The 19017-nt window shown below is 59.3% G+C and carries 20 protein-coding genes; all 20 read right to left on the reverse strand.

What is annotated here, in order from left to right:
* Positions 1-38: 38 nt before the first annotated feature.
* Positions 39-1205, reverse strand: coding sequence for a PepSY-associated TM helix domain-containing protein (locus NITLEN_RS11885; protein WP_121989839.1), 1167 nt, complete (start codon positions 1203-1205; stop codon positions 39-41).
* Between the two features lie 45 nt (positions 1206-1250).
* Positions 1251-3740, reverse strand: coding sequence for a TonB-dependent siderophore receptor (locus tag NITLEN_RS11890; RefSeq protein ID WP_181416831.1), 2490 nt, complete (start codon positions 3738-3740; stop codon positions 1251-1253).
* A 196-nt stretch (positions 3741-3936) separates the two neighbouring features.
* Entirely contained in the window at positions 3937-4899 is a 963-nt protein-coding gene (locus tag NITLEN_RS11895) for a FecR family protein (RefSeq protein WP_121989841.1), read from the reverse strand.
* 107 nt (positions 4900-5006) lie between these two features.
* Complete coding sequence (locus NITLEN_RS11900) at positions 5007-5525, reverse strand: RNA polymerase sigma factor (RefSeq protein WP_121989842.1); 519 nt, start codon at positions 5523-5525, stop codon at positions 5007-5009.
* A 338-nt stretch (positions 5526-5863) separates the two neighbouring features.
* On the reverse strand, positions 5864-6010 hold the full coding sequence (locus NITLEN_RS18155) for a hypothetical protein (protein WP_181416832.1): 147 nt from the start codon (positions 6008-6010) through the stop codon (positions 5864-5866).
* Positions 6011-6033: 23 nt separating this feature from the next.
* Entirely contained in the window at positions 6034-6198 is a 165-nt protein-coding gene (locus NITLEN_RS18160) for a hypothetical protein (RefSeq protein ID WP_181416833.1), read from the reverse strand.
* A 14-nt stretch (positions 6199-6212) separates the two neighbouring features.
* On the reverse strand, positions 6213-6431 hold the full coding sequence (locus NITLEN_RS11905; RefSeq protein ID WP_121989843.1) for a hypothetical protein: 219 nt from the start codon (positions 6429-6431) through the stop codon (positions 6213-6215).
* A 60-nt stretch (positions 6432-6491) separates the two neighbouring features.
* On the reverse strand, positions 6492-7004 hold the full coding sequence (locus tag NITLEN_RS11910) for a redoxin domain-containing protein (protein ID WP_121989844.1): 513 nt from the start codon (positions 7002-7004) through the stop codon (positions 6492-6494).
* A 647-nt stretch (positions 7005-7651) separates the two neighbouring features.
* The gene (locus tag NITLEN_RS11920; protein WP_121989846.1) at positions 7652-8404 is read right to left on the reverse strand and encodes a ZIP family metal transporter; all 753 of its coding nucleotides are present in this window, start codon (positions 8402-8404) and stop codon (positions 7652-7654) included.
* Positions 8405-8705: 301 nt separating this feature from the next.
* Complete coding sequence (locus NITLEN_RS11930) at positions 8706-9893, reverse strand: PepSY-associated TM helix domain-containing protein (protein WP_219999444.1); 1188 nt, start codon at positions 9891-9893, stop codon at positions 8706-8708.
* 33 nt (positions 9894-9926) lie between these two features.
* A complete protein-coding gene (locus tag NITLEN_RS11935; RefSeq protein WP_121989848.1) occupies positions 9927-10187 on the reverse strand; it encodes a hypothetical protein in 261 nt (86 codons plus the stop codon).
* 111 nt (positions 10188-10298) lie between these two features.
* The gene (locus tag NITLEN_RS11940) at positions 10299-12794 is read right to left on the reverse strand and encodes a TonB-dependent siderophore receptor (protein ID WP_121989849.1); all 2496 of its coding nucleotides are present in this window, start codon (positions 12792-12794) and stop codon (positions 10299-10301) included.
* An 815-nt stretch (positions 12795-13609) separates the two neighbouring features.
* Positions 13610-13798 (reverse strand): hypothetical protein, encoded by a 189-nt coding sequence (locus tag NITLEN_RS17890; protein ID WP_146216171.1) that lies wholly within the window; start codon positions 13796-13798, stop codon positions 13610-13612.
* A 132-nt stretch (positions 13799-13930) separates the two neighbouring features.
* The gene (locus tag NITLEN_RS11945; RefSeq protein WP_121989850.1) at positions 13931-14389 is read right to left on the reverse strand and encodes a hypothetical protein; all 459 of its coding nucleotides are present in this window, start codon (positions 14387-14389) and stop codon (positions 13931-13933) included.
* A gap of 23 nt (positions 14390-14412) precedes the next feature.
* Complete coding sequence (locus NITLEN_RS11950) at positions 14413-15339, reverse strand: energy transducer TonB (protein WP_121989851.1); 927 nt, start codon at positions 15337-15339, stop codon at positions 14413-14415.
* Positions 15336-15710: an ExbD/TolR family protein gene (locus NITLEN_RS11955; protein WP_121989852.1), complete on the reverse strand. Its 375-nt coding sequence runs from the start codon at positions 15708-15710 to the stop codon at positions 15336-15338. The genes NITLEN_RS11950 and NITLEN_RS11955 overlap by 4 nt, the downstream gene beginning before the upstream one ends.
* The gene (gene exbB, locus NITLEN_RS11960) at positions 15700-16125 is read right to left on the reverse strand and encodes a TonB-system energizer ExbB (protein WP_121989853.1); all 426 of its coding nucleotides are present in this window, start codon (positions 16123-16125) and stop codon (positions 15700-15702) included. Before exbB ends, NITLEN_RS11955 begins: the two co-directional genes overlap by 11 nt.
* An 84-nt stretch (positions 16126-16209) precedes the next feature.
* Positions 16210-17256: a FecR family protein gene (locus NITLEN_RS11965; protein ID WP_121989854.1), complete on the reverse strand. Its 1047-nt coding sequence runs from the start codon at positions 17254-17256 to the stop codon at positions 16210-16212.
* A gap of 104 nt (positions 17257-17360) precedes the next feature.
* Positions 17361-17897: a sigma-70 family RNA polymerase sigma factor gene (locus NITLEN_RS11970; protein WP_121989855.1), complete on the reverse strand. Its 537-nt coding sequence runs from the start codon at positions 17895-17897 to the stop codon at positions 17361-17363.
* A gap of 4 nt (positions 17898-17901) precedes the next feature.
* Positions 17902-18951 carry an energy transducer TonB gene (locus tag NITLEN_RS11975; RefSeq protein ID WP_181416834.1) on the reverse strand — a complete coding sequence of 350 codons (1050 nt, stop codon included), beginning with the start codon at positions 18949-18951 and terminating at the stop codon, positions 17902-17904.
* Positions 18952-19017 lie beyond the last annotated feature (66 nt).

Below are 19017 nucleotides of genomic sequence, written 5' to 3' on the forward strand. Positions count from 1 at the left end.
CCTAAAAATCATGACCGAGCGACGAGATGGAGACGACGTTACCGGGCTGGAAGCTGGACTGACGCAGGAGGATCCGCCGTGATTTTCTGCCGCCGCTGGGCCTTTCGTTTAAGCCGCCACATACGCAGCGCCGTGACATACAGGATAAAGGGCAGGAATCCGGCCACGAAGACAATCCATCGGCCGGTGAGACCGAAGGCTTCACCAGTGTGAAGGGGAAAGAGCCAGGCAAGAACGGTCTCGCCGGCAGTGAACTGCCGCCAATCACGAACATGCAAGACCGCTCCGCTGTACTGATCAAGCCAGACGACGCTGTCGCTGCTGGTGCGCCGCACCTCTTCAGGCCGGCGCAGGCCGATCTGAAATGCGTCGCCTGCTTGCTGCGGCAAGCCGATCCACTTCAGCTCACCATCCGGAAGACGTTGCATGGCAATGGCCACGGCTTGATCGACAGGAATAGGCCGGGCGTCCGGAATCACGGTCGAATACCACTCCGTTTCCACGGGAACCGGCAACAGGACTTTCACAAGAGGAACGACGTAGTGAGGGAATTCGAGATAGAGGCCGGTGAACGCGAGCACGAGCAGCACGAGCGACCCGGCAATGCCGCTCAGCTTATGCAGGTCATACAACCGGCGGATGCGGCTTCCAGCAGGATTGAACGTGACCGCTTGCCGATACCTCCCTGCCTTCGGCCACCACAGATACACACCACTGCCGATCGACAGCACCAGCAGCAGCCCCGCGCAACCGACAACGGCCTCGCCGACCTCATCCAGCAGCCAGGCTTTGTGCAGCTCATAGATGAAGGACACGACGGTCTGTCCCCAGATGCGCCCCCGACTCAACACAGCCGCGCGATACGGATCGATGGGGACTTCGATGTCCTGAACATGGCCTGCCGCGCCGGCCGGCACCTTGAACCAGGCCTCCACCACGCCGGGACGCGCCTGCGGTAGAAACAACCCGTACGGCCCTGGAAGATCGGGCCGGGCCGCTCGCGCGGCGGCCAGCATCTCCGTGTACGGCCGGTACGGACCGCTGTCTACCACCGTGCGCTGCTCGGGATTCAGCCACTCATCGATAGTTTGGTAGAACACCAGCGCGCTGCCGGTCAGTCCGCTCAGCGCAAAGACACACCCGACCCACAGACCGAGCCACCCATGAACCGCCCACCACAGCTTCTGCCGGGCCTTGCGGCTCACAGCCTAGTCCGACCACGGCCGCGCGGCGCCCCTGCCGCAACACATTTAGTTGAACTCCAGCTTGACGGAGCCGATCACCGTGAACGGGGCTCCGGTGTACACGATCTCTCTGAAGTTCTGCGCTCCGGTGAAATACCGCTGATCGAGGAGATTGGTAAAATTGATCGCCGCGATGAGATTCGTTTTCGCAAAGAACTCCGGCTTCCGGTAATACAGCGCCGCATCCATTCTGGCGAATCCCGGCATATCAAACCCGTTTTGACAGGATGACCCCACAGGATCCTGACACTGGAGCAGTCCCTGCCGTTTCCCTTGTGCGTACATACCGACTCCCGCTCCAAATCCTTTGACCACGCCTTCCTGGAAGAAATACGTCGTCCACAGACTGCCCTGATGCAGCGGTACGTTGGGGAGCCGGCTATCCACGACAAACTTATTGTCTTCACTGACCCGGGCATCGACATACGCGTAGTTGGCGATAATGTCCCAGCCTGGCATCACCTGACCCGCGACATCGACCTCGAATCCCCGGCTATGTTGCTCTCCCGTGGCCACAGAGAAGAACACTCCGTTCGCAGGATCGGAGGTCAACACGTTTTTCTTTCTGATGTCAAATACGGCCACTGTCGAACGCACCCTTCCTTCCATCGCCTGGAATTTGAGCCCTCCTTCGTACGATTTCCCTCGCTCCGGACTGAACACACTCCCGTCGAAACTCCGAGAGCCGGTCGTTTGCGGGGCAAACGATTCTGTGTAGTTGGCAAAGACAGCCACCCATTTCCACGGCTGATAGGTCACTCCGATGGACGGACTGAACGCGGTATCGGTTTCGTGGGTCTTCGTCGTCGTTGGGTTGAAATCGTGTGGACGGGTGGTGAGTTTTTGCTCCAAGACATCGAACCGGCCTCCGGCATGCACATGCAGGTTCTCCAGCAGATCGATCTGATCACCGAAATAGGCGCCCATAATATTATTCGTCTGCGCAGAATTTCCGAACAAGGACAGCGGCCCGTCAGCGAACAACCGATTGCCCGGATTATAAATATCGATAAAGCTGCCCAACCCGCCGAAATCTCCGGAAAGCGTTGACGATTGATGCTCACGGCCCAGCTCGATACCCAACAACGCCTTATGCTTTACCGACCCGGTCGAGAACAGCCCGTGCAATTCATTTTGCCAGTAATGGCTCTGCACCGTTTGCGGAGTCTCGTACCGCGCCAGAGTGAGAATGCCGGTCACATCGTCCATCACGTTGGACTCAAGGCTGGTGTACCGCTCGCGTGACGCCGCTGATCGAAATGCGCTACGCCACTTCCACGCATCGCTGATCTCGTGAATCAGTGTCAGCGTCGCCTTGCCGGAATTGATTTCTCCACGCCGGCTGGGATCGCCGAGAAAGCGGCCGATCGGAATCGACGCAGGCCGATTGCCGACCGCGACGGTGCCGCGATCGATAGGCGACCGGTCGTAGAGATATTCCCCCTCAAAACGGAACGTCGTCCGCGGTCCGATCTCCCACCCGAATGTCGGAGTGAGGAAAAGCCGGTCCGTCTTGACTCCCTCACGGTAACTTTCCGCCGATTCATACATTCCGTTGAACCGGTAGGTCAGGGTCTTGCTTTCATTCAGCGGTCCGCCGATATCCACCGTCGGCCGATAGAGATTGTAACTGCCGACGATCATCTCAGCCGAATAATACGGGTCTTTCAAAGGGGCCTTGGTAATCTGATTGATCACACCCCCGGGATCGGTCCGTCCGTAGAGAAACGACGCGGGACTCTTGACGACCTCGATACTTTCGATATTAATAATATCGCGAGCCGCCCGTGAGCCGTAGGTGCTGTCATCCCTGAACCCGTTCTTGAAGACATTCAAGTCCGAACGAAAACCGCGAATCATAAAATCGCCGGCTCTGCCGCCTTGCGTATTCGGCATAGACGTGCCGCTCACGTTGCGCAGCGCATCGCTCATACGGATCACTTTTTGATCTTCCATGACCTGGCGCGTGACAACTTGAATCGAACGCGGAATATCCTGAATCGGCGCAGGAATCCTGGTAGCGCTCGACGACTCATCCGCTGTGTAACTGCGTTCATCCCGCTCCTTCACGTCTTTCACAACAATCTCCGGAACTTTCACCGGTTTGCTCTTCGGAACCATGGCCGGCTCGCTGGGCAGCTCAGACGCCGCGGGCTGAGCGAGGAGCGGAACTGAAGATACCGAGGGGACTGCGGACAGGCCAGGAACCAGCGTCACGGCATTGGCGCTCGTGCTCCGGTAGGTCAATCCCGTCCCCTCTAACAACGCCTGCAAGGCCGCTTCCGGCGTATGGCTGCCGCTGACACCGGAGGATTTCGCATCGGCGGCGAGTTCCGTCGGAAAGCTGACCTGCCACCCAGTCGCCTCAGCGAAGGCGTTCAGCGCCGCCCCCAGCGGTTGAGCACCGATATTGAAAGTGATCGCGGGCGCCTGCTGTACCGGCGCGGCTCCCTCCTGCGCCTGAACGGGAGAAACCATTTGTCCGAAACAAGCCATGACCAGAAGGACTCCAGCCGTCCTCCCGATTCCCTTACATCCATTCCGCCGTACAGTGCCATTCCCGCACCGTACCATCCGTATTGCCGCCTGATCGTCTGCTTGCATGCGATGCCTCCTTCACAATTCCATGCTTGCGTAGACGGACGGCGGGCGATATTTCCTCACCCATACGAAAACACCATGTAGAGAAGATTTAGAAAAGAATCGCGAGACGATCGGAAACACTGAGCATGTGGACCGGAACTGTCTTGACGAGAAGCGCCAGCACGCTCGAAGGATTGTCCATATCGTACGTGCCGGTCACATGGATTTCCCCGGCGCGTGGATTCCACAGCGTGATCGTGCCGGGATAGTACCGCCGGACTTCGTTGAGGACCTGCGCCAGCGGCACGTCATCAACGACCAGTCGTCCACGAACCCACGCCGATGCCGTCGAGACATCGACAGCGTAGGGACGGCCCACCCGGCCGGCCTCCGTTTCAATCTGCAACCCGGCGCTCACCCGCGCGTGCGGACCCGCACCGGCGCCGACTTCGACAATGCCTTCCAACACCGTCACCTGGTCACGCCCGGCCTCTGCACGGACCACAAACGCCGTGCCGACGGCGCGGGTGGCGGATTGAGCCGTCGCAACGACGAACGGCCGATCGGCATCGTGCTGAACGTGAAACAGCGCCTCTCCTTTCAGCAAACGAATATGCCGCGCCGTTCCATCGAAGGCTACCGCCACCGCCGATTGCGTGTTGAGCGTCATGAGCGAATGATCGGGCAGCTCAATCGTCCGGCGCTCTCCGACCGCCGTCCGATAGTCGGCTTGCCACCGAGTCGCCACATCAAAATACAGCGCCGCCATGATGAGGAGGATCACGGACGCCGCGAGCGCCGTGGCGGAGAACACCGCTCGACGAATAGCGAAGAGTCGGAAACCGGACAGCTTTGACGAAGCTGTCTCCGCGGTATGCACTGCCGCTGCGCGCAAGTCCGGATCGTCCCACAGGGCGGAAACCCGGTGAAACATCTGCGCATGCGCGGGACTTTGGGCATGCCAGTCATCGAACGCCCGGCGCTCGTCCGGCAAGAGGCCTTGGCCCTGCAAGCGGATGACCCAGGCCACGGCTTCCTGACGCAACCGGGCTTCTTCAGCGGATGAAATCATGGCTCGTGCTTCGTCGGTAAGAGGCCTCGCCCCGTCTGCGGTCCGGATATCGACCGGGGCCAATGAGACGCTAGTATAACTGGTGACGAAATGACGAACCAATTCCCTCACTCATCTGCGTCGAGAGGACCGAGCACCTCACAACAGTGATCGAGCGCGCGCATCAGCAGCTTCTCAACCCCGCTCTCAGAAATGTCCATGCGCGAGGCAATTTCGCGATACGAATATCCGTATACACGGCACAGCAGAAAGGCTTCACGGGTTCGAGGCGGCAGGGATTCGATCGACTGCAGGAAGGTGCGGAACCGCCGTTTCCCGACCAGGACACGTTCCGGCGAGGGAGCATGAGACGGCACCTCCAGCGCCTCTTCCAACGACTCATAACTGTTGGGCCTGATCTTTTCCTTGCGCAAATGATCGATGGCCAGGTTGCTGGCAATCCGATGCAACAGCGCGCGTGGCTGCTCGACCCCCCGACCGTCGTCCAGCCGAAGCAGTCGTAGATAGGTTTCTTGCACAAGATCGGCGGCGGTGTCCCGGCAGCGTACCATGCTCACCAGACGGCGCATGAGCTCGTCGCGATACTGATGGAAGAACTCTGCGATCTGTGAATAGGTCAGCGTCATACGTAGACCATCTGTTCGAGGAAAAGGGAACCGGGCTTGCTTCGATGGACGGCCCGGCGTGCCTTCTCCTTCATGAAAAAGCCCACGCGCATCGTGAGATGCGGTGGGCTCTGTTCTCGAAGACTCTGGCCTCAGTACACGCGGACTACATGATATTGAGAAATGGTCTCAGATAATGAAGGCGGAGCGGTGGTAAAGTCAATGTCCATCTCAATCCCCTATTACGGTCGGCACCGTAAGGATGAGGCGATTCATGATCCCGCCCCCACATCCACCGCAGATCGATCAACGAGCTGAGCCAGATCCAGACTCATACGTTCCGCAATCGGCACGCCTCCTTATGGAGACCACCAGGCCACCATCTCCGCTCCGCCGCCAGCAATCCAGAGGGCGGCCAGCGCGCCGACGATCATGCCGAACGCCACAGCCAGACTGACGATCACGCCACGATCGTCATCCCCAGGCCCACTCGATCGCGGCGGCATACGCAACAGCCTCTCTCCCTTCCTTAATCGGACGCGCCGCCTGACGCGGCCGCACGGCTTCTTCCCCGGCCTTCATCGATCGACAACGCGCTTTCCGTAATGGCATACCCGCACTCGACACAGACCCAGAACGCCCCGTTCGAGTACAGACTCGCGCGATGGCAGCGTGGACATGACCGGCATTTCATGAATCGACTCCCACTCAATGACAGACCTCCGTATGCGCACCCTGCCTGGCGGACGAGGCCAGTCCCGCCGGTTGCTGTGTTACGAGCCCCGCCAAGCGGCCGACCGTATCGGCAAAGGCGAGAAACTCTTCACGATTGAAATGCAGCGTGATCGGCCCGCAGGTCACGTGCAGCCGTCCACATCCACACAGCACCAATTTCATCGGCCCATCAGCACGTAAGGTCTTTTCCATGTCAGCAATCTCCTTGTCGGTGAAAATACACATCCGCTTCAAGTCTCCGAGCCCTTCTCTCTACGCCAGGAGGCACGAGGCCCTGGCAGCCCATCCATCGACATCCTCGGCGCTGTCGGGGGTCGCCACCCGTTGCGATACCCCGATGAGCTCCTGCAGAACCGTCAGGTCATGCGCGATAAAGTCATGACTGACCCGCAGGCGCAGGACACCGGTGCGATCGATGACAAAGGTGTGGCACCGCTGAGCCGGCGCCGTCACGGCGACGCCGAAGAATCGATGCAGCCGTCCGCAGGGGTCCGCCAAGACCGGCGTGAGCGGTCGGTCCCCTGGCTCAATCCACAAGCGATGCAGCGGCCGGGCGCCGGACGCGACAATGAGGAGGGATGCGCCAAGGTCAGCAAATCGTCGGGCCTGGTCGTCGATTAACCCGGACGCCACATGTCCGGGATAAGGAAGGAAACACAACGCGACGACCTTGTTTGCGTAGCACGCGCCATGCAAATAGGTGAGGTGTCCGCCAACCAGCGCCGGTCCTTGAAAACCCAATGCCTGCATCCCATTTCGTTTCATCGCCTGTCTCCTTTACGTGAATGAGTCACTTGTGCGCGACCTGGCGAGCCGAACCGCCGGGCGCCCCGAATAACGGCAGCGGATCACGGCAAGACCACCCACAATTGACACATTTCACTCCGGCCAGCGGCCCGTAGTAATCCAGTACCCGCTCAATGACCAACAGCCCTCCGCACTTTTGACAAGGTCCTTTCATCATTCGTCCTTTCGCTTCATCCGTTATGATTGCGTTCCCGCCGAAGACACCGCCGAACATCCCGCGATGCTCTGAATCAGGGTCTCCAAGTTTGCTTCACACCGACCGCAACACGCGTCATCCAGCCCCATCGCTTGCTTCATCGATTTCGGACAGGTTCCATGGCATGACGCCAGGGCACAAAACTCCGCTTCCCTGATTCCCTTACACAGACAAACATACATAGACACTCCTCTCTGCCGAGCGGTCTCGGCCCTGAGCCCAGTTCCAACAACTGCGGCTCAATAAAAAAGCCCAAAGCATCGTTCGATACTTTGGGCTCCGGTCTGCTCGACCTCTGGCCTCACGCGCACTCATTTTTCTGCTACTTCATATTTGATATGTATTCTCAATATCATTTAGATGGCGCACTGTCAACCTCTTCGGTTACCTTTTAAGAACTATTTTTTAGTTAGGTTCGAATCCCGCTGACCAAGGTCAACACCATGGCCGTCAGGTACATGAGAGCGATGCCGCAGAAAATACCTGACGCCATCTGCATGCGGCGCGTGGCGGTATAGGCCATGGCGGTGAGAGAAAGCACCACGTACAGCAGAGAGCCTGCCGCGAGGCTGTAGAAGCCGATTGAAAAATAAGAAGAGAGCCCTTGTCCGCTCAGCACGGTTCCCAGGCAGGTCGGCGCGCCGGCCAGAAACCCGAGCCACAGCACGTCTTTCCCACGCACAGGCGTCTTTCCCGCCGCACTGATAATGCCGAACCCTTCGGTGCCGTTGTGCAGCCCGAACCCGGCCACCAGCAACGCGCTGAGCACCCACGCCCCGCTTGCGTAGCTGGCGCCGATCGCCAGCCCTTCACCGAGATTGTGGAATCCCATTCCGATAGCAATCATATACGGCAGCGGCAACACCCGGCTTCCAGGCCCGTTCCCGAACAGCTGGCTCGACTCCAACGCCACTAGGCCGATCAAGCTGATGCCGAGACTGCCCAGAAACACGACCCACGACAGCCCGTCACGCGCGCCCGTCAATTCAACGGCTTCATGCATCAGATCAAAAAAGAGATACGTCAGCACTCCCGTCGCGATCCCGATCAGAAAGCTCTCCCAAGAGCGCGGCAGCACTTTTCCCAGTAACAGCGCCGCACCGATCCCGAGATACACCGGAATGACGCCGGCCACGAGTCCTAATGCAATGAGATTTAGCATGATGGCGTTATACCAGAACTGCCGACGATGGCAACCCCTTCGCCTTCAATCGCTCACTGAATCGCCTCTGTTCATGATGACCGATACCCACGAGTCCCCCTCCTGCCACATCAACGAAGTGTTTTGTTCCAGCCAGAACGTATCACATACCACGCGATGATTCCGCAAGGAAGGCCCAGCGCGAGCCAGGAAACCCCATCCCACACTCCATCGCCAAGGAGGGCCGAAAAAAGACCAATGCCACTGATCACCCCCAGCAAGGCCGGCATGCCCCACACTTGGCGGGCGGTCAGAGGGACATTCATCTCACACCCGCCACAATCGACGGAACTCCCGACGAAGAGATCTGCCCCTCCGTCGTGACGGCGAATTGATCGGCCGACATGTTCCGCTTTTTCCACCAAAGATAGAGCCCGCTGCACAGCACCACAATCGTGATGACATCCAACACTGCCCATACGGATTTTAGCGGCAGCCCCCCGTAGTCGCCGAAATGCAGAGGCTGAGAGACCGACAACGCCGTGATGTACCAGGGCATGGCCCGCACCGCGGCAACCTCTCCGGTTTCAGCATCGATCAGAACCGGCTCGATCAACCGCGCCGTCAATGGCGTCTTGCCGCGCATAAATATCGCATAGTGATGGGGACCGGCAAACGGGGTACCGGGAAAAGCCACAAAGGCGATCTCTTTCCCTGCATCCGTCGATTCCGCCGCCGCCACAGCCCGATTGAGAGAGCTAAAGGCCGTCATCCGCGGTTTGCCCTGCCAAGGCGCCGTCATCTCCGCCAATTCCGTCTGTTGCCAATAGGCGAACAGCGGCCGGGCCAGCGTATTGATCACGCCAGTTCCGCCGACGACGAGCGCCCAGACCACTGTGGCGATACCCAGGAGATTATGGAGATCGAGCCAGGTCAGACGACGGCTGCCCTCATGGCGGACGGTGCCGAACGGCAATTTTCGCATGAAGGGTCCATAGACGACGACGCCGGACAGCACGGAAAGGACGAACAGACAGCCCATACCGCCGAGAAACAACGTGCCCGGCAAGCCGGCAAACAGCTCGACGTGCAGCGCAAACATCACATGCATGAACCCTTGGCGCAACGGAGGCTCCAGCAGTAAGGCGCCGGTCCGGCCGTCATAGACGTAGACGGCAGAATCCTCGTCGGCATCCGGGGTGTGCCCCATCGACAGAAACCAGACTGGCGCATCGTCATCCTGAGATAAAAACAGCACGGCGTCCTGAGGCCGGCGCATCCGGGCATCCGCCACCAGCCTATCGAGGTCGACACGTGGAAGGTCACCCGCCAGCGCCGGCGGCTCGACACTCGCCCCGCTCCACAGTCCGATCTCCTCTCCAAAGATCAACGGCAGACCGGTTACGCAGAGCAGCAGCAGAAATAGCGTGCAGACAAGGCTAGTCCACTTGTGGACGGCATACCACCGCTTCAGAGTCACGCCCGCCGGCATGTGCGGCGCGATCGTCACTCCGGCCCTCTTGCCTGGACAAGCAGGAGCAGGCTACTGAGGAGCACGGGTATCTGCATGAGGATTCTGCGATGGCGGCTGTTCAGCGTAGCGATATCCCTTCGACTGCATGCACCCGCTCAAGTTGATGCCTCCGGCCGGCGAGACTTTCGCATGCTCCTGCCCCAACAATACTTCGCTCTTGCAGACCTCCCAATCCTCTCGGGATTGCGCGTCGGTTTTGGTGGCATGCACCCACCGGCCTTCGGCGCAAGCAGCCAGCACCAGGGGTATCAGGAGAAGAAAGACCTTCACGTCTGGGCCTCGCACATAATCACACCCCCTCTCTCTATAAAGGCGAATGAGACAGAGGCCTCCATCCCTGAAACAACAAATCGCCTCTGCCTCGCCGTGAACGCCCGAACGTTAGAACCGCAGCCCCACCGTACCCAACACGGTTAACGGCTCTCCGTAGAAGAAGAACTGCGAACCGTTGTAGGAGGTGGCCACGTACCGCTGATCCAGCAGATTTTTGATATTCAGCGCCACATTAAAGCCTTTGGCTCCCAGCCAATTGCCCTGTTCGAGCGCATGATTGTAATACAGCGCCGCATCAGCTCTGACATAGGCGGGCATATCAATCGGATTTCCGGATAGCGACGCCGTCCGGCTGCTGTACGCAAACAGTCCTCCGCCGACCCCGAATCCCTTCAGAGGGCCCTCTTGAAAATGATAGGTGGACCAGATCGTGAATTTATTGTACGGCACGTTGGGCAGGCGCCTATTGAGCAATGCCGTATCGGTATCCTTCGTCACTTCGGCATCGGTGTAGGCATAGCCGGCGATGACGTTCCAGCCTGGCGTCATCTGTGCCGTCACATCCAATTCAATGCCCTGGCTGCGCTGCTCCCCTGTCTGCACCGAGAATCCCAATGCGCTGAGCGCGGGGTCCGGATTGGGCGTGACCAGATTCTCCCTGGTCAGGTGAAACCAGGCGAGTGTGGCCGAGAGACGATTATCCATGAGAAACGTCTTCATGCCGATTTCATATTGGGTCGATCGCTCCGGCTTGAATAAATCGCCGGTACCGTTGCCGTTACGGGTCGCCGGAGAACTTGGCTGAAACCCCTTCGTCCACGACGTATAGAGAGAGAGCGGCTCGATCGGCTGATAGACGAGCCCCAACCGGGGACTGACCGCATGGTTGTCCGATGAATGACTTTCGAAGGCGGATTGTGTGGACTGGTGCACATAGTCAAACCGCAAACCGCCCATGAATTTAAGGCTCGGCAGGATCGTGATCTGGTCCTGCAGATAGAACGCCGCCGTCTTGTTGTCACCCTGAAACTGGCCTTGAAATACTCCACCGACAGCCGGCACAGGCAGCAGGGAATAATTCGGCGCAAACAGGTCGAGCGTCGGCGCCAGATCTCCGGTGAACACGAACTGATCGGTTTTTTCCTGCCGAAACTCAACACCCGTCAGCAGGGTATGGTCCATGTCAAACATGCGCAGATGCCCCACCACATTCGTCACCATCGAGTGGGCATGCCGGCGCGCCACCGCCGGCTGCAGCAACTGGGTTCGATTCAACGTTCGTTGATCGGCATCCAGCGAGTCGGGAGTTACAAACAGAGTGTTGCGGTCGTCTTCCACAATCGAATGCCTGTAGACATTGCGGATTGACCATTGGTCGTTGAATTGATGCGTCAGATCGTACCCGATACGGTACGACGTACGATTGAGCGACCCATGATCGCCCAGCGTGACGGATCGATTGCGCGGAATGTTGCCGTTGATATTCCCCCACACGGTGCCTTGCGCCGGGAGCCCGTACGGATCGTTGCTCCATCGCCGCATGTAATCGGCGTCGACCGTCAGCGTCGTCCGTGTCCCCAACAACCACGTGACGCTCGGCGCGATCGCCGCCAAATCGCGGTTGGCAAAATCGATGAAACTGTTGGCTCGTTGACCGGCCACATTGAGGCGATAGAGCACGGTCTTGCTGGCATTGAGCGGACCGGTGGCGTCAAGTTCTGACCGGTAGAAATTGAAATTGCCGATCGTGGTATTGGCGGAATAGGCCGCGTCCGCCAACGGCTTGGTGGTCACCAGATTGATGACGCCGCCAGGATCGCCCTGTCCGTACAGCACCGCGGCAGGCCCCTTCAGCACTTCAATCCGCCGGATATTGTAGGTGTCCGACGCGGTGAATTGCGCAAACGGATCGATCAATCCGTTGCGGAAATAGCTGCGGTCGGTGGCGGCGAATCCCCGGATGATAAGGTTCTCGTACAGTGACGCACTGGAGTCTGCGGCATTGATCCCGGATACGCTCTCCAGCGAATTTTGCAACCGGAACGTGCGTTGCTCTTCAATGACCTTGCGGGTGATGACCTGAATCGACTGCGGCACGTCCTTGATCGGCGTGTCGGTTCGCGTCGCGACACTGGACTCTTCCGCCACATACGTCTTGGCGTCATCACGCTCACGAACTTCTTTGACCACAATCTCCGGCACTTTCACCGGCTTCTGTTTCACGGGAGATATCGATACCCCGGGAGCCTCCGCTTGGGCCGCAAGCGCCGCCGGGGCCGGCGCCTTCTGAAGCGTGACGGTCCTAGTATCCGTAAAGACGTACTCCAGCCCCGTCCCCTCCAGCACTTGCCGCACGCCTTCCTCCGGCGACATCGTACCGACCACTCCTTTTGTCAGACGGCTTCCCGCAAGCTCCGAAGCGTAGAGCACTTGCACATTCGCCTGTTCAGCCAATGCCGCCAATGCGCTCGCAAGCTCCTGCGGAGGAATATTCAGCGACACCTGGTCGCTTTGCGCAACGGCCGGCAACGCCAATCCCATCGCGATCAGGGCCACCCCCACGATCAATCTCACACGGACTCCGATTTCCCGCCAGCTCATCATGACGCGTCCTTTCTTACTCAGTGGGTCGTCTCTCTCTCCAATAAACGGCAGAGCCCATGACTGCCTGTGCAGTCATGGGCTCTGGACTCACGTTCCGTTGGCCTCGTTATAATTGACGATTACTGTGGAGGAAGAAATTGTCCGGTCATACCTCTAGTTCGGGGCGTCATGCGGAAAGCCACACCTGGCCGAATGGTGGCGAAGCCTCCGCACCGCGCGCACTCGATGACGAGACTGCCGCTGCTTCCGACGGGCAATCACTCTCCCGCAATGACAACACACATCCGCCAACGATGCCGACAGAACCTGCAGCGCGCCTTCCCCGGACTCCGTCGAACTCTTTCCGTCCACAGGCCATGAGACGCATGGGCAAATAGAAACCTGACGTGCGGTTGTAGAAAAACCGAGTGGCTTGCGTGGCCAACGGTTTCCGATTTCCCTTACTCCGCCGCTCACAGTCGATGACAGGATCTGCCCATCGTGCATCCGCTCCATTCCAGTCCAGCCACATTCGTGCGAGCGACGTTTCAATTCTACTCGCGCCGCCTCAGCACGATTCCACGGCATGCACTACCCGGTACTGCAGCTGCGGGACCTCCGGCCCTTCGAGCGCGAGATGCCGCGCGTCTGGTCGGCGAGGCAAGTTTGGTTAGACGGATTTTTTTCGATGAGGATGAACGTCGGCTGGATCAGCTTCGCAGACTAGATGGATTCACACTGTAGAGCGCGAGCACTCCTTGCCGACCATGGAAATGTCGGCTCCTGCTCGTACGCTGCCGGGCAATCCGTACGGGCGCTTGCCCAGCCGATAGAACTTACTCCCGCCGGCCTAATGCCAGATCAGGCGGCGGGGTGCCACGGATGGCCGAATACTGGATCGTCATGAAGCGGGCACAGCGGGCGCACTTGATGACGAGGTTGGTGCCTTGCCAGCGGGCAATCAATTTCCCACAATGACACCGAACATCCGACGAAGACGGTACCGGCGTATGCAACTCACTCATTCCCATGCCCCTGTACTCCCAGGTGTCTTGCTGAACTGATGTCCGCATGTCTGTTGATGCATATCCGTCCCATAGGCGCACACGCGCGCCTCATTCTGAGGCCAACTCGCAGAGCACTCGATACCGAGCAGGCTATTTGAAGGTCAACTTTTTGATTTCACCCGCCGGCAATTCAACTTCGCCGAAATCGGACTGCCCCTTGAAGCTGCCGGCGATAGCCAGCACGAACTCCCCCGTCTTGCCATCGTTGAGCGTGATCGTGACGCTCGGAGGCGCACTGCTTCCCGAGGGCTTGAGGTCGATCTGTTTGATTCCTTCGAACTTGATCTTGACGGTTGCCGTCCCGCGCTTGACCGGCACCTCTTTCAATTCATGCGGAACAAAGGCCGTTTCACTAATTTTTTCTTCCCAATAGAAAATGACGTTCTTGACGTCCGTCTCTACGCCCTTGATATCGGTGGCGACGGCGTGAAAGCCCTTCTCAGCCTTGCTCTCCGCCCACGCCGGGCTGCCCATCAGACAGAGCAGCATCAGGCCGCACACCAAGTGGAACCGTTGACTGGTCACTCGCACGATCGTCTGGCGATTCATACGCATTCTCCTTCTTATTGTCATTACCCATCTAATCGATAACTGATCGGGACAAGAATCGTGAGCTGAGACTTGCCCAATGGATGCTTGAGCGTCAACGGCGACGCCTTTTTCATCACCGCCATCGCTTCTTGATCCAAAACCGCGCGACCCGAGCTCTCTGCAATGCTGACTCCGATCACCTCGCCGTCATCGCGAATGACGGCTTCCACCACCACCTTGCCTTCCCAATGATTCATTTTCGCCTGCGCCGGATACCGCTTCAGCTCTTCCATCCGGCGCTGCACCGATTCGCTGAGCCAGCCATAGTCGGCGTGAACCTCCCGATGCCGAACCAGGCGCTGTTGCACCACTCGGTGCTCAATCGCCGACGCCGTCGTTTCGACGGTCGGTGATTCTCGCTCCACGGTTTGAGGCGCAGCCTCGATCGGCGTCAGCGTTTCCGCCGGCTGCGCGCGCGCGACCCTCGCAGCGACCGCGACCTGTGAGGTCCGCTGCTCGACAACCGGCTCCTGACTCGTAGCGACGGCCTGCGATTCGATGCGCTGCGCCATCGGGCGCTCGATCGACGCCTCAGCCTGCGTTACCATCTCAGGAGTCTCCTGCTGGACAGACTCCACGGCTTCAACCGTCCGAGTGACTTCACGAACCGTCTGCTGAACCGGCACGGGAGGCGTCACGAGCGGCTGAGGCTCCACCACCCGCTTGACCGGTTGAGGATCCGGAGGAACCCTGGCCGGTTCTAACGGTGCCGGAGAAGCGGGAGGGGGAGCCTCGACCACGGCCACCTCCCATTGAAACGGCGTCGGTAAAACCGGCTTGTCGATTTCAGCCATCACGAGTACCGCGCACCCAACGCCCAGCGCGTGACACACCAGCGACACCATCCAGCCATGCGCGCGCGCAGGTCCTGGGCCATCGACTAACCGATTGAGCTCGACCGCTGTCATGACCGCACCACCTCAAGACTCACCTGCTTGAACCCGAGCCCTCGGACTTCGTCCACCACACCGACGAACCGCTCTAAAATAGTGACCCGGTCGGCCCGCACCACTACAAGCGACTCCCGCGGATGAGACGTGAGACTTGCGGTCAACCCATCCGCGACAACCGGTTGATCGTTCAAAAACAGCTGCCCCTCGGCCGTCAGCGTAATGACCAAGGGAACGTCCTTATGCTCGCTCGCCGCCTTCGCTTTCGCCAATTCCACGGGAACCTGGCCGGTGGAGATGAACGTCGCCGTGGTCAACACAATCACCAGCAACACTAGCATCACATCCACAAGCGGAATGACGTTGATTTGATTGAGCTCACGATCCATGCTGCACCTTATACAGTGTCAGCAACTCCGACACCCGACGCCGCAACACGTTATTCAGAACGACGCAGGGAATCGCCACGAGCAATCCAACCGCGGTCGCTTTGAGCGCCAGACTGAGACCGACCATGATGGCGCCGACCGCCATGGTGCCGGACGTGCCCATCGTATGAAACGTGAGCATGATGCCCATCACAGTCCCCAGCAATCCGATATAGGGCGCGTTGGCCGCCACTGTCCCGATAACGACGAGTCGCTTCGTCAGCGCCATTTCCATCGTTTGAATGTCGTCGAATTGAGTCGGCGACACGCGACGATAGTACAGCCATCGCTCGACGGCGACGGCCAGGGCCCACAGACTAAGAGCTATAAGCAATCCGATAATTCCAAAATCCACCAAGTGCTTGAGCGCATCCACGTCCGGTCTCCTCAAGTGAAGATAAACAACGACCCTGCCGCCTCAGCCGCCTCACAATAGAAGACGAATGAATCCGACGAAACCTCACTGCTTTTCTGAAATGCCACGCTTTTCTTCCAGGACAACGACCTCTCCATTGACATGGGAGACGACAATCGGGGCCGCCCGTTCCAGCGCATTGAGCAATCCCGCCCGGTCATCGGCCCCAAAGACCCCACTGACCCTCAGTGCACCGATTCGCGGATCAAGAATCCTGATCTCTCCCCGTTGATAGCGGCCCACCTCCTGAATCACTTCAGACAATGGACGATCCTCGAACATAACCTTTCCTTCAAGCCACGCCGTCGCTTCGGCTAGCGATACCGTTTTCACCGGCGATATCGCACCCGACGGCTCATAGGCAATTTGCTCGCCGGCCGTGAGTCGCTGCCACAATGGCTCTGACGCCGCCGGTTCGGATTGCTGCACCTCGACGGCCCCCTCTACCACGGTCACCATGACACGCTGCTCCAACCGTCGGACCACAAACTGCGTACCGATATCCCGAACAACTCTGTTCCCTGCCACCACCTCAAACGGTCCCCCGCCCGAGTGCGATACGGCAAATAAGGCTTCCCCCTCCTGCAGCACGACAGTCCGCTTGGAACGGGAGAACGCCGTGGCAATCACCGTGCTCGTATTTAACGTGACGGCGGATCCGTCAGGAAGCACCACGATCCGCCGCTCACCCTTGGCGGTGCGATACTCCGCTGTTGCCACGCCGGACGTGAACCACCATCCACCCGCGATGACAACCGCCAACAACAGCGCACACACGGCCGAGAGCCTGGCTGGACGGTACGACCACATTGAAACGGTGCGAGGGCGTTGCGCGGCACACTCCCATTCGCGCGCCGCGCGTACGAGCTCTTCGCGTAACAGCGGCCGGGTCGAGTCCAGTTCGCCCCACAAGCGACAACACCGGTCGAACTCCCGTCGATGCATCGGATCGGCATCAACCCACGCGTGCCACGCCCGCCGATCAGCATACGTGGCGCCCCCGGACTGAAGCCGCACAAACCATTCAAGCGCCTGCTCGGCAATCGATGCAGCATCGTGAGGTTCCGCCTGCTCTCCGACTATCTGACTCATGCAACAACCTGCGATCCAGACCGATTCACCTCACTACCCATGCCCCATAAGACGCAACACCTTGCGCCAACCTGACTCAGCTCCTCGATTTTTCAATCAGGCCCCTACGAACGATCCGCCCGTGAAACTCCTCCATCGAGTTCAACCCGGCGGCGACAATGCGCCATCGCCTTCATCACATGTTTTTCCACCATGTTTTTGGAGATACCGAGACGACCGGCGATATCCGCATGGGAAAGCTCCAAGAACTTGTGCAACAGAAACACTTGCCGGCACTTTGGCGGAAGCTCCGCGATGGCCGCATGCAGGAGCTGCACGCGCTCCTTAGCCTCGACCGCATCGTCCGGACGGGTCGCCAGGGATGGAAGTTCCTCGGCTGTCTCTAGTTGCGTGATCCGTTCCGCTCGAATCCGTTGCCGCCGAAACAGATCGATGGAGAGATTCACCGCCGTCTTGTAGAGAAAGGCCCTTGGCTGTGCAACCTCGGCCAGATCTTTCAACCCGCGCACCCGGAGAAAGGTATCCTGCACCACATCTGCGGCCTGTTCGCGGCATCCCAGCTTGGCCGTGAGGAAACGCAGCAATTCACCGTAGTACTGCTGAAAGAGCGACGCTTCGAGTGTCACGCGTTGATCGTGCATGGTGCTATTCAAGTTGATAGTTCAAGGGCACCAACATGACGACGGAGGTTTCCCCCAACACATGGTCAAGTCTCAGCGGAGAAGCCGCCGCCAACGCCGCTAACGCCGCTTGATCGAGGATGGGATAGCCGGAGCTTTCTTCGATCACGGGATCGAGCAGCCGACCGTCACCCTGTACATGAATCTGTACGACGACTCGACCTTGGGCGTGAGCGGCCTTGGCCGATGCGGGATAGACCTTCACCCTCTCCAGCCTTGTTCGCAGTTCCTCCATGAGCCACCCATAGTCCGGAAAAGCCGTTCGGGTGACCGTGGATCTCGTCACAGCCTGCGGGCGCTGCAGCACATTCGGCCGCTCCAGCTGCGTCTCCACTTCAAGACTGCTCGATTCACGCTGGCTCTCGACCTGAGGGGGCGGAAGCAGAGCGGTAGCCGGATTCGCCACCGCCATGGCCGCCGCCGGCACGGTATCTTCCGCAGACAAGGCGGAGCGACCCGACACGGCCGGCCGGCGAGGCGGACGCGGGCTGGGAGCAACTTCAGATGAGAGTGACTCTGGAACCCGCGAGTCCTCCGAGTGATCGGATGACTCTGAAACATCCGGCGACGGCCGCGCATCGGCAGCAGGCTGAAGATCAGGCGCTGCCAGCGCCGACACCTCTTGGGGCTGGAGACTCTGAGCCGCCATCAATTCATTCGTGGGGGCGGCCATCAACGAAACGTCCCACCGAAACGGAGCCTTCTGTGGTATCGCGGAGATCTGCGCGGTGTGAAGATTGACGACAGCGGCTACGGCCAATAGGCAGCCATGGACGAGCGCTGAAATGCTCCATCCCAAAAGCGCCGTCTGCTCGGAGTCATCCCCATCGCCCCGCAGCATCGGTGGCAAAATCAATCTGCCTGCGGCAGATCCGACCGAGGTCTGCCCGCAAGGATCAGCGAGTGGAGCAGATCGATACGGCTGATGCTGGGGGAGCCGTATCCCCACGCTACGCCGCTCCCAGCCCTGCTTCGCCGGAATCGAGAGCTGAGCATTTCTGAAAAAACTATTCACGTCGGCTCCGCAGAAATAAAAAGCCCATGGCCGCCTGCTGGCGACCATGGGCTCTGGACTCGAAGT

It is taken from the genome of Nitrospira lenta (genome assembly GCF_900403705.1).
Lineage (GTDB): Bacteria > Nitrospirota > Nitrospiria > Nitrospirales > Nitrospiraceae > Nitrospira_D > Nitrospira_D lenta.

What these genes read in the sequence shown, in the direction of transcription:
- NITLEN_RS11890 (WP_181416831.1), bottom strand. Translation starts at nt 3,740, where the DNA reads ATGGCTTGTTTCGGACAAATGGTTTCTCCCGTTCAGGCGCAGGAGGGA.
- NITLEN_RS11895 (WP_121989841.1), bottom strand. Translation starts at nt 4,899, where the DNA reads ATGATTTCATCCGCTGAAGAAGCCCGGTTGCGTCAGGAAGCCGTGGCC.
- NITLEN_RS11900 (WP_121989842.1), bottom strand. Translation starts at nt 5,525, where the DNA reads ATGACGCTGACCTATTCACAGATCGCAGAGTTCTTCCATCAGTATCGC.
- NITLEN_RS18155 (WP_181416832.1), bottom strand. Translation starts at nt 6,010, where the DNA reads ATGCCGCCGCGATCGAGTGGGCCTGGGGATGACGATCGTGGCGTGATC.
- NITLEN_RS18160 (WP_181416833.1), bottom strand. Translation starts at nt 6,198, where the DNA reads ATGAAATGCCGGTCATGTCCACGCTGCCATCGCGCGAGTCTGTACTCG.
- NITLEN_RS11905 (WP_121989843.1), bottom strand. Translation starts at nt 6,431, where the DNA reads ATGGAAAAGACCTTACGTGCTGATGGGCCGATGAAATTGGTGCTGTGT.
- NITLEN_RS11910 (WP_121989844.1), bottom strand. Translation starts at nt 7,004, where the DNA reads ATGAAACGAAATGGGATGCAGGCATTGGGTTTTCAAGGACCGGCGCTG.
- NITLEN_RS11920 (WP_121989846.1), bottom strand. Translation starts at nt 8,404, where the DNA reads ATGCTAAATCTCATTGCATTAGGACTCGTGGCCGGCGTCATTCCGGTG.
- NITLEN_RS11940 (WP_121989849.1), bottom strand. Translation starts at nt 12,794, where the DNA reads ATGATGAGCTGGCGGGAAATCGGAGTCCGTGTGAGATTGATCGTGGGG.
- NITLEN_RS17890 (WP_146216171.1), bottom strand. Translation starts at nt 13,798, where the DNA reads ATGAGTGAGTTGCATACGCCGGTACCGTCTTCGTCGGATGTTCGGTGT.
- NITLEN_RS11945 (WP_121989850.1), bottom strand. Translation starts at nt 14,389, where the DNA reads ATGAATCGCCAGACGATCGTGCGAGTGACCAGTCAACGGTTCCACTTG.
- NITLEN_RS11950 (WP_121989851.1), bottom strand. Translation starts at nt 15,339, where the DNA reads ATGACAGCGGTCGAGCTCAATCGGTTAGTCGATGGCCCAGGACCTGCG.
- NITLEN_RS11955 (WP_121989852.1), bottom strand. Translation starts at nt 15,710, where the DNA reads ATGGATCGTGAGCTCAATCAAATCAACGTCATTCCGCTTGTGGATGTG.
- NITLEN_RS11965 (WP_121989854.1), bottom strand. Translation starts at nt 17,256, where the DNA reads ATGAGTCAGATAGTCGGAGAGCAGGCGGAACCTCACGATGCTGCATCG.
- NITLEN_RS11970 (WP_121989855.1), bottom strand. Translation starts at nt 17,897, where the DNA reads ATGCACGATCAACGCGTGACACTCGAAGCGTCGCTCTTTCAGCAGTAC.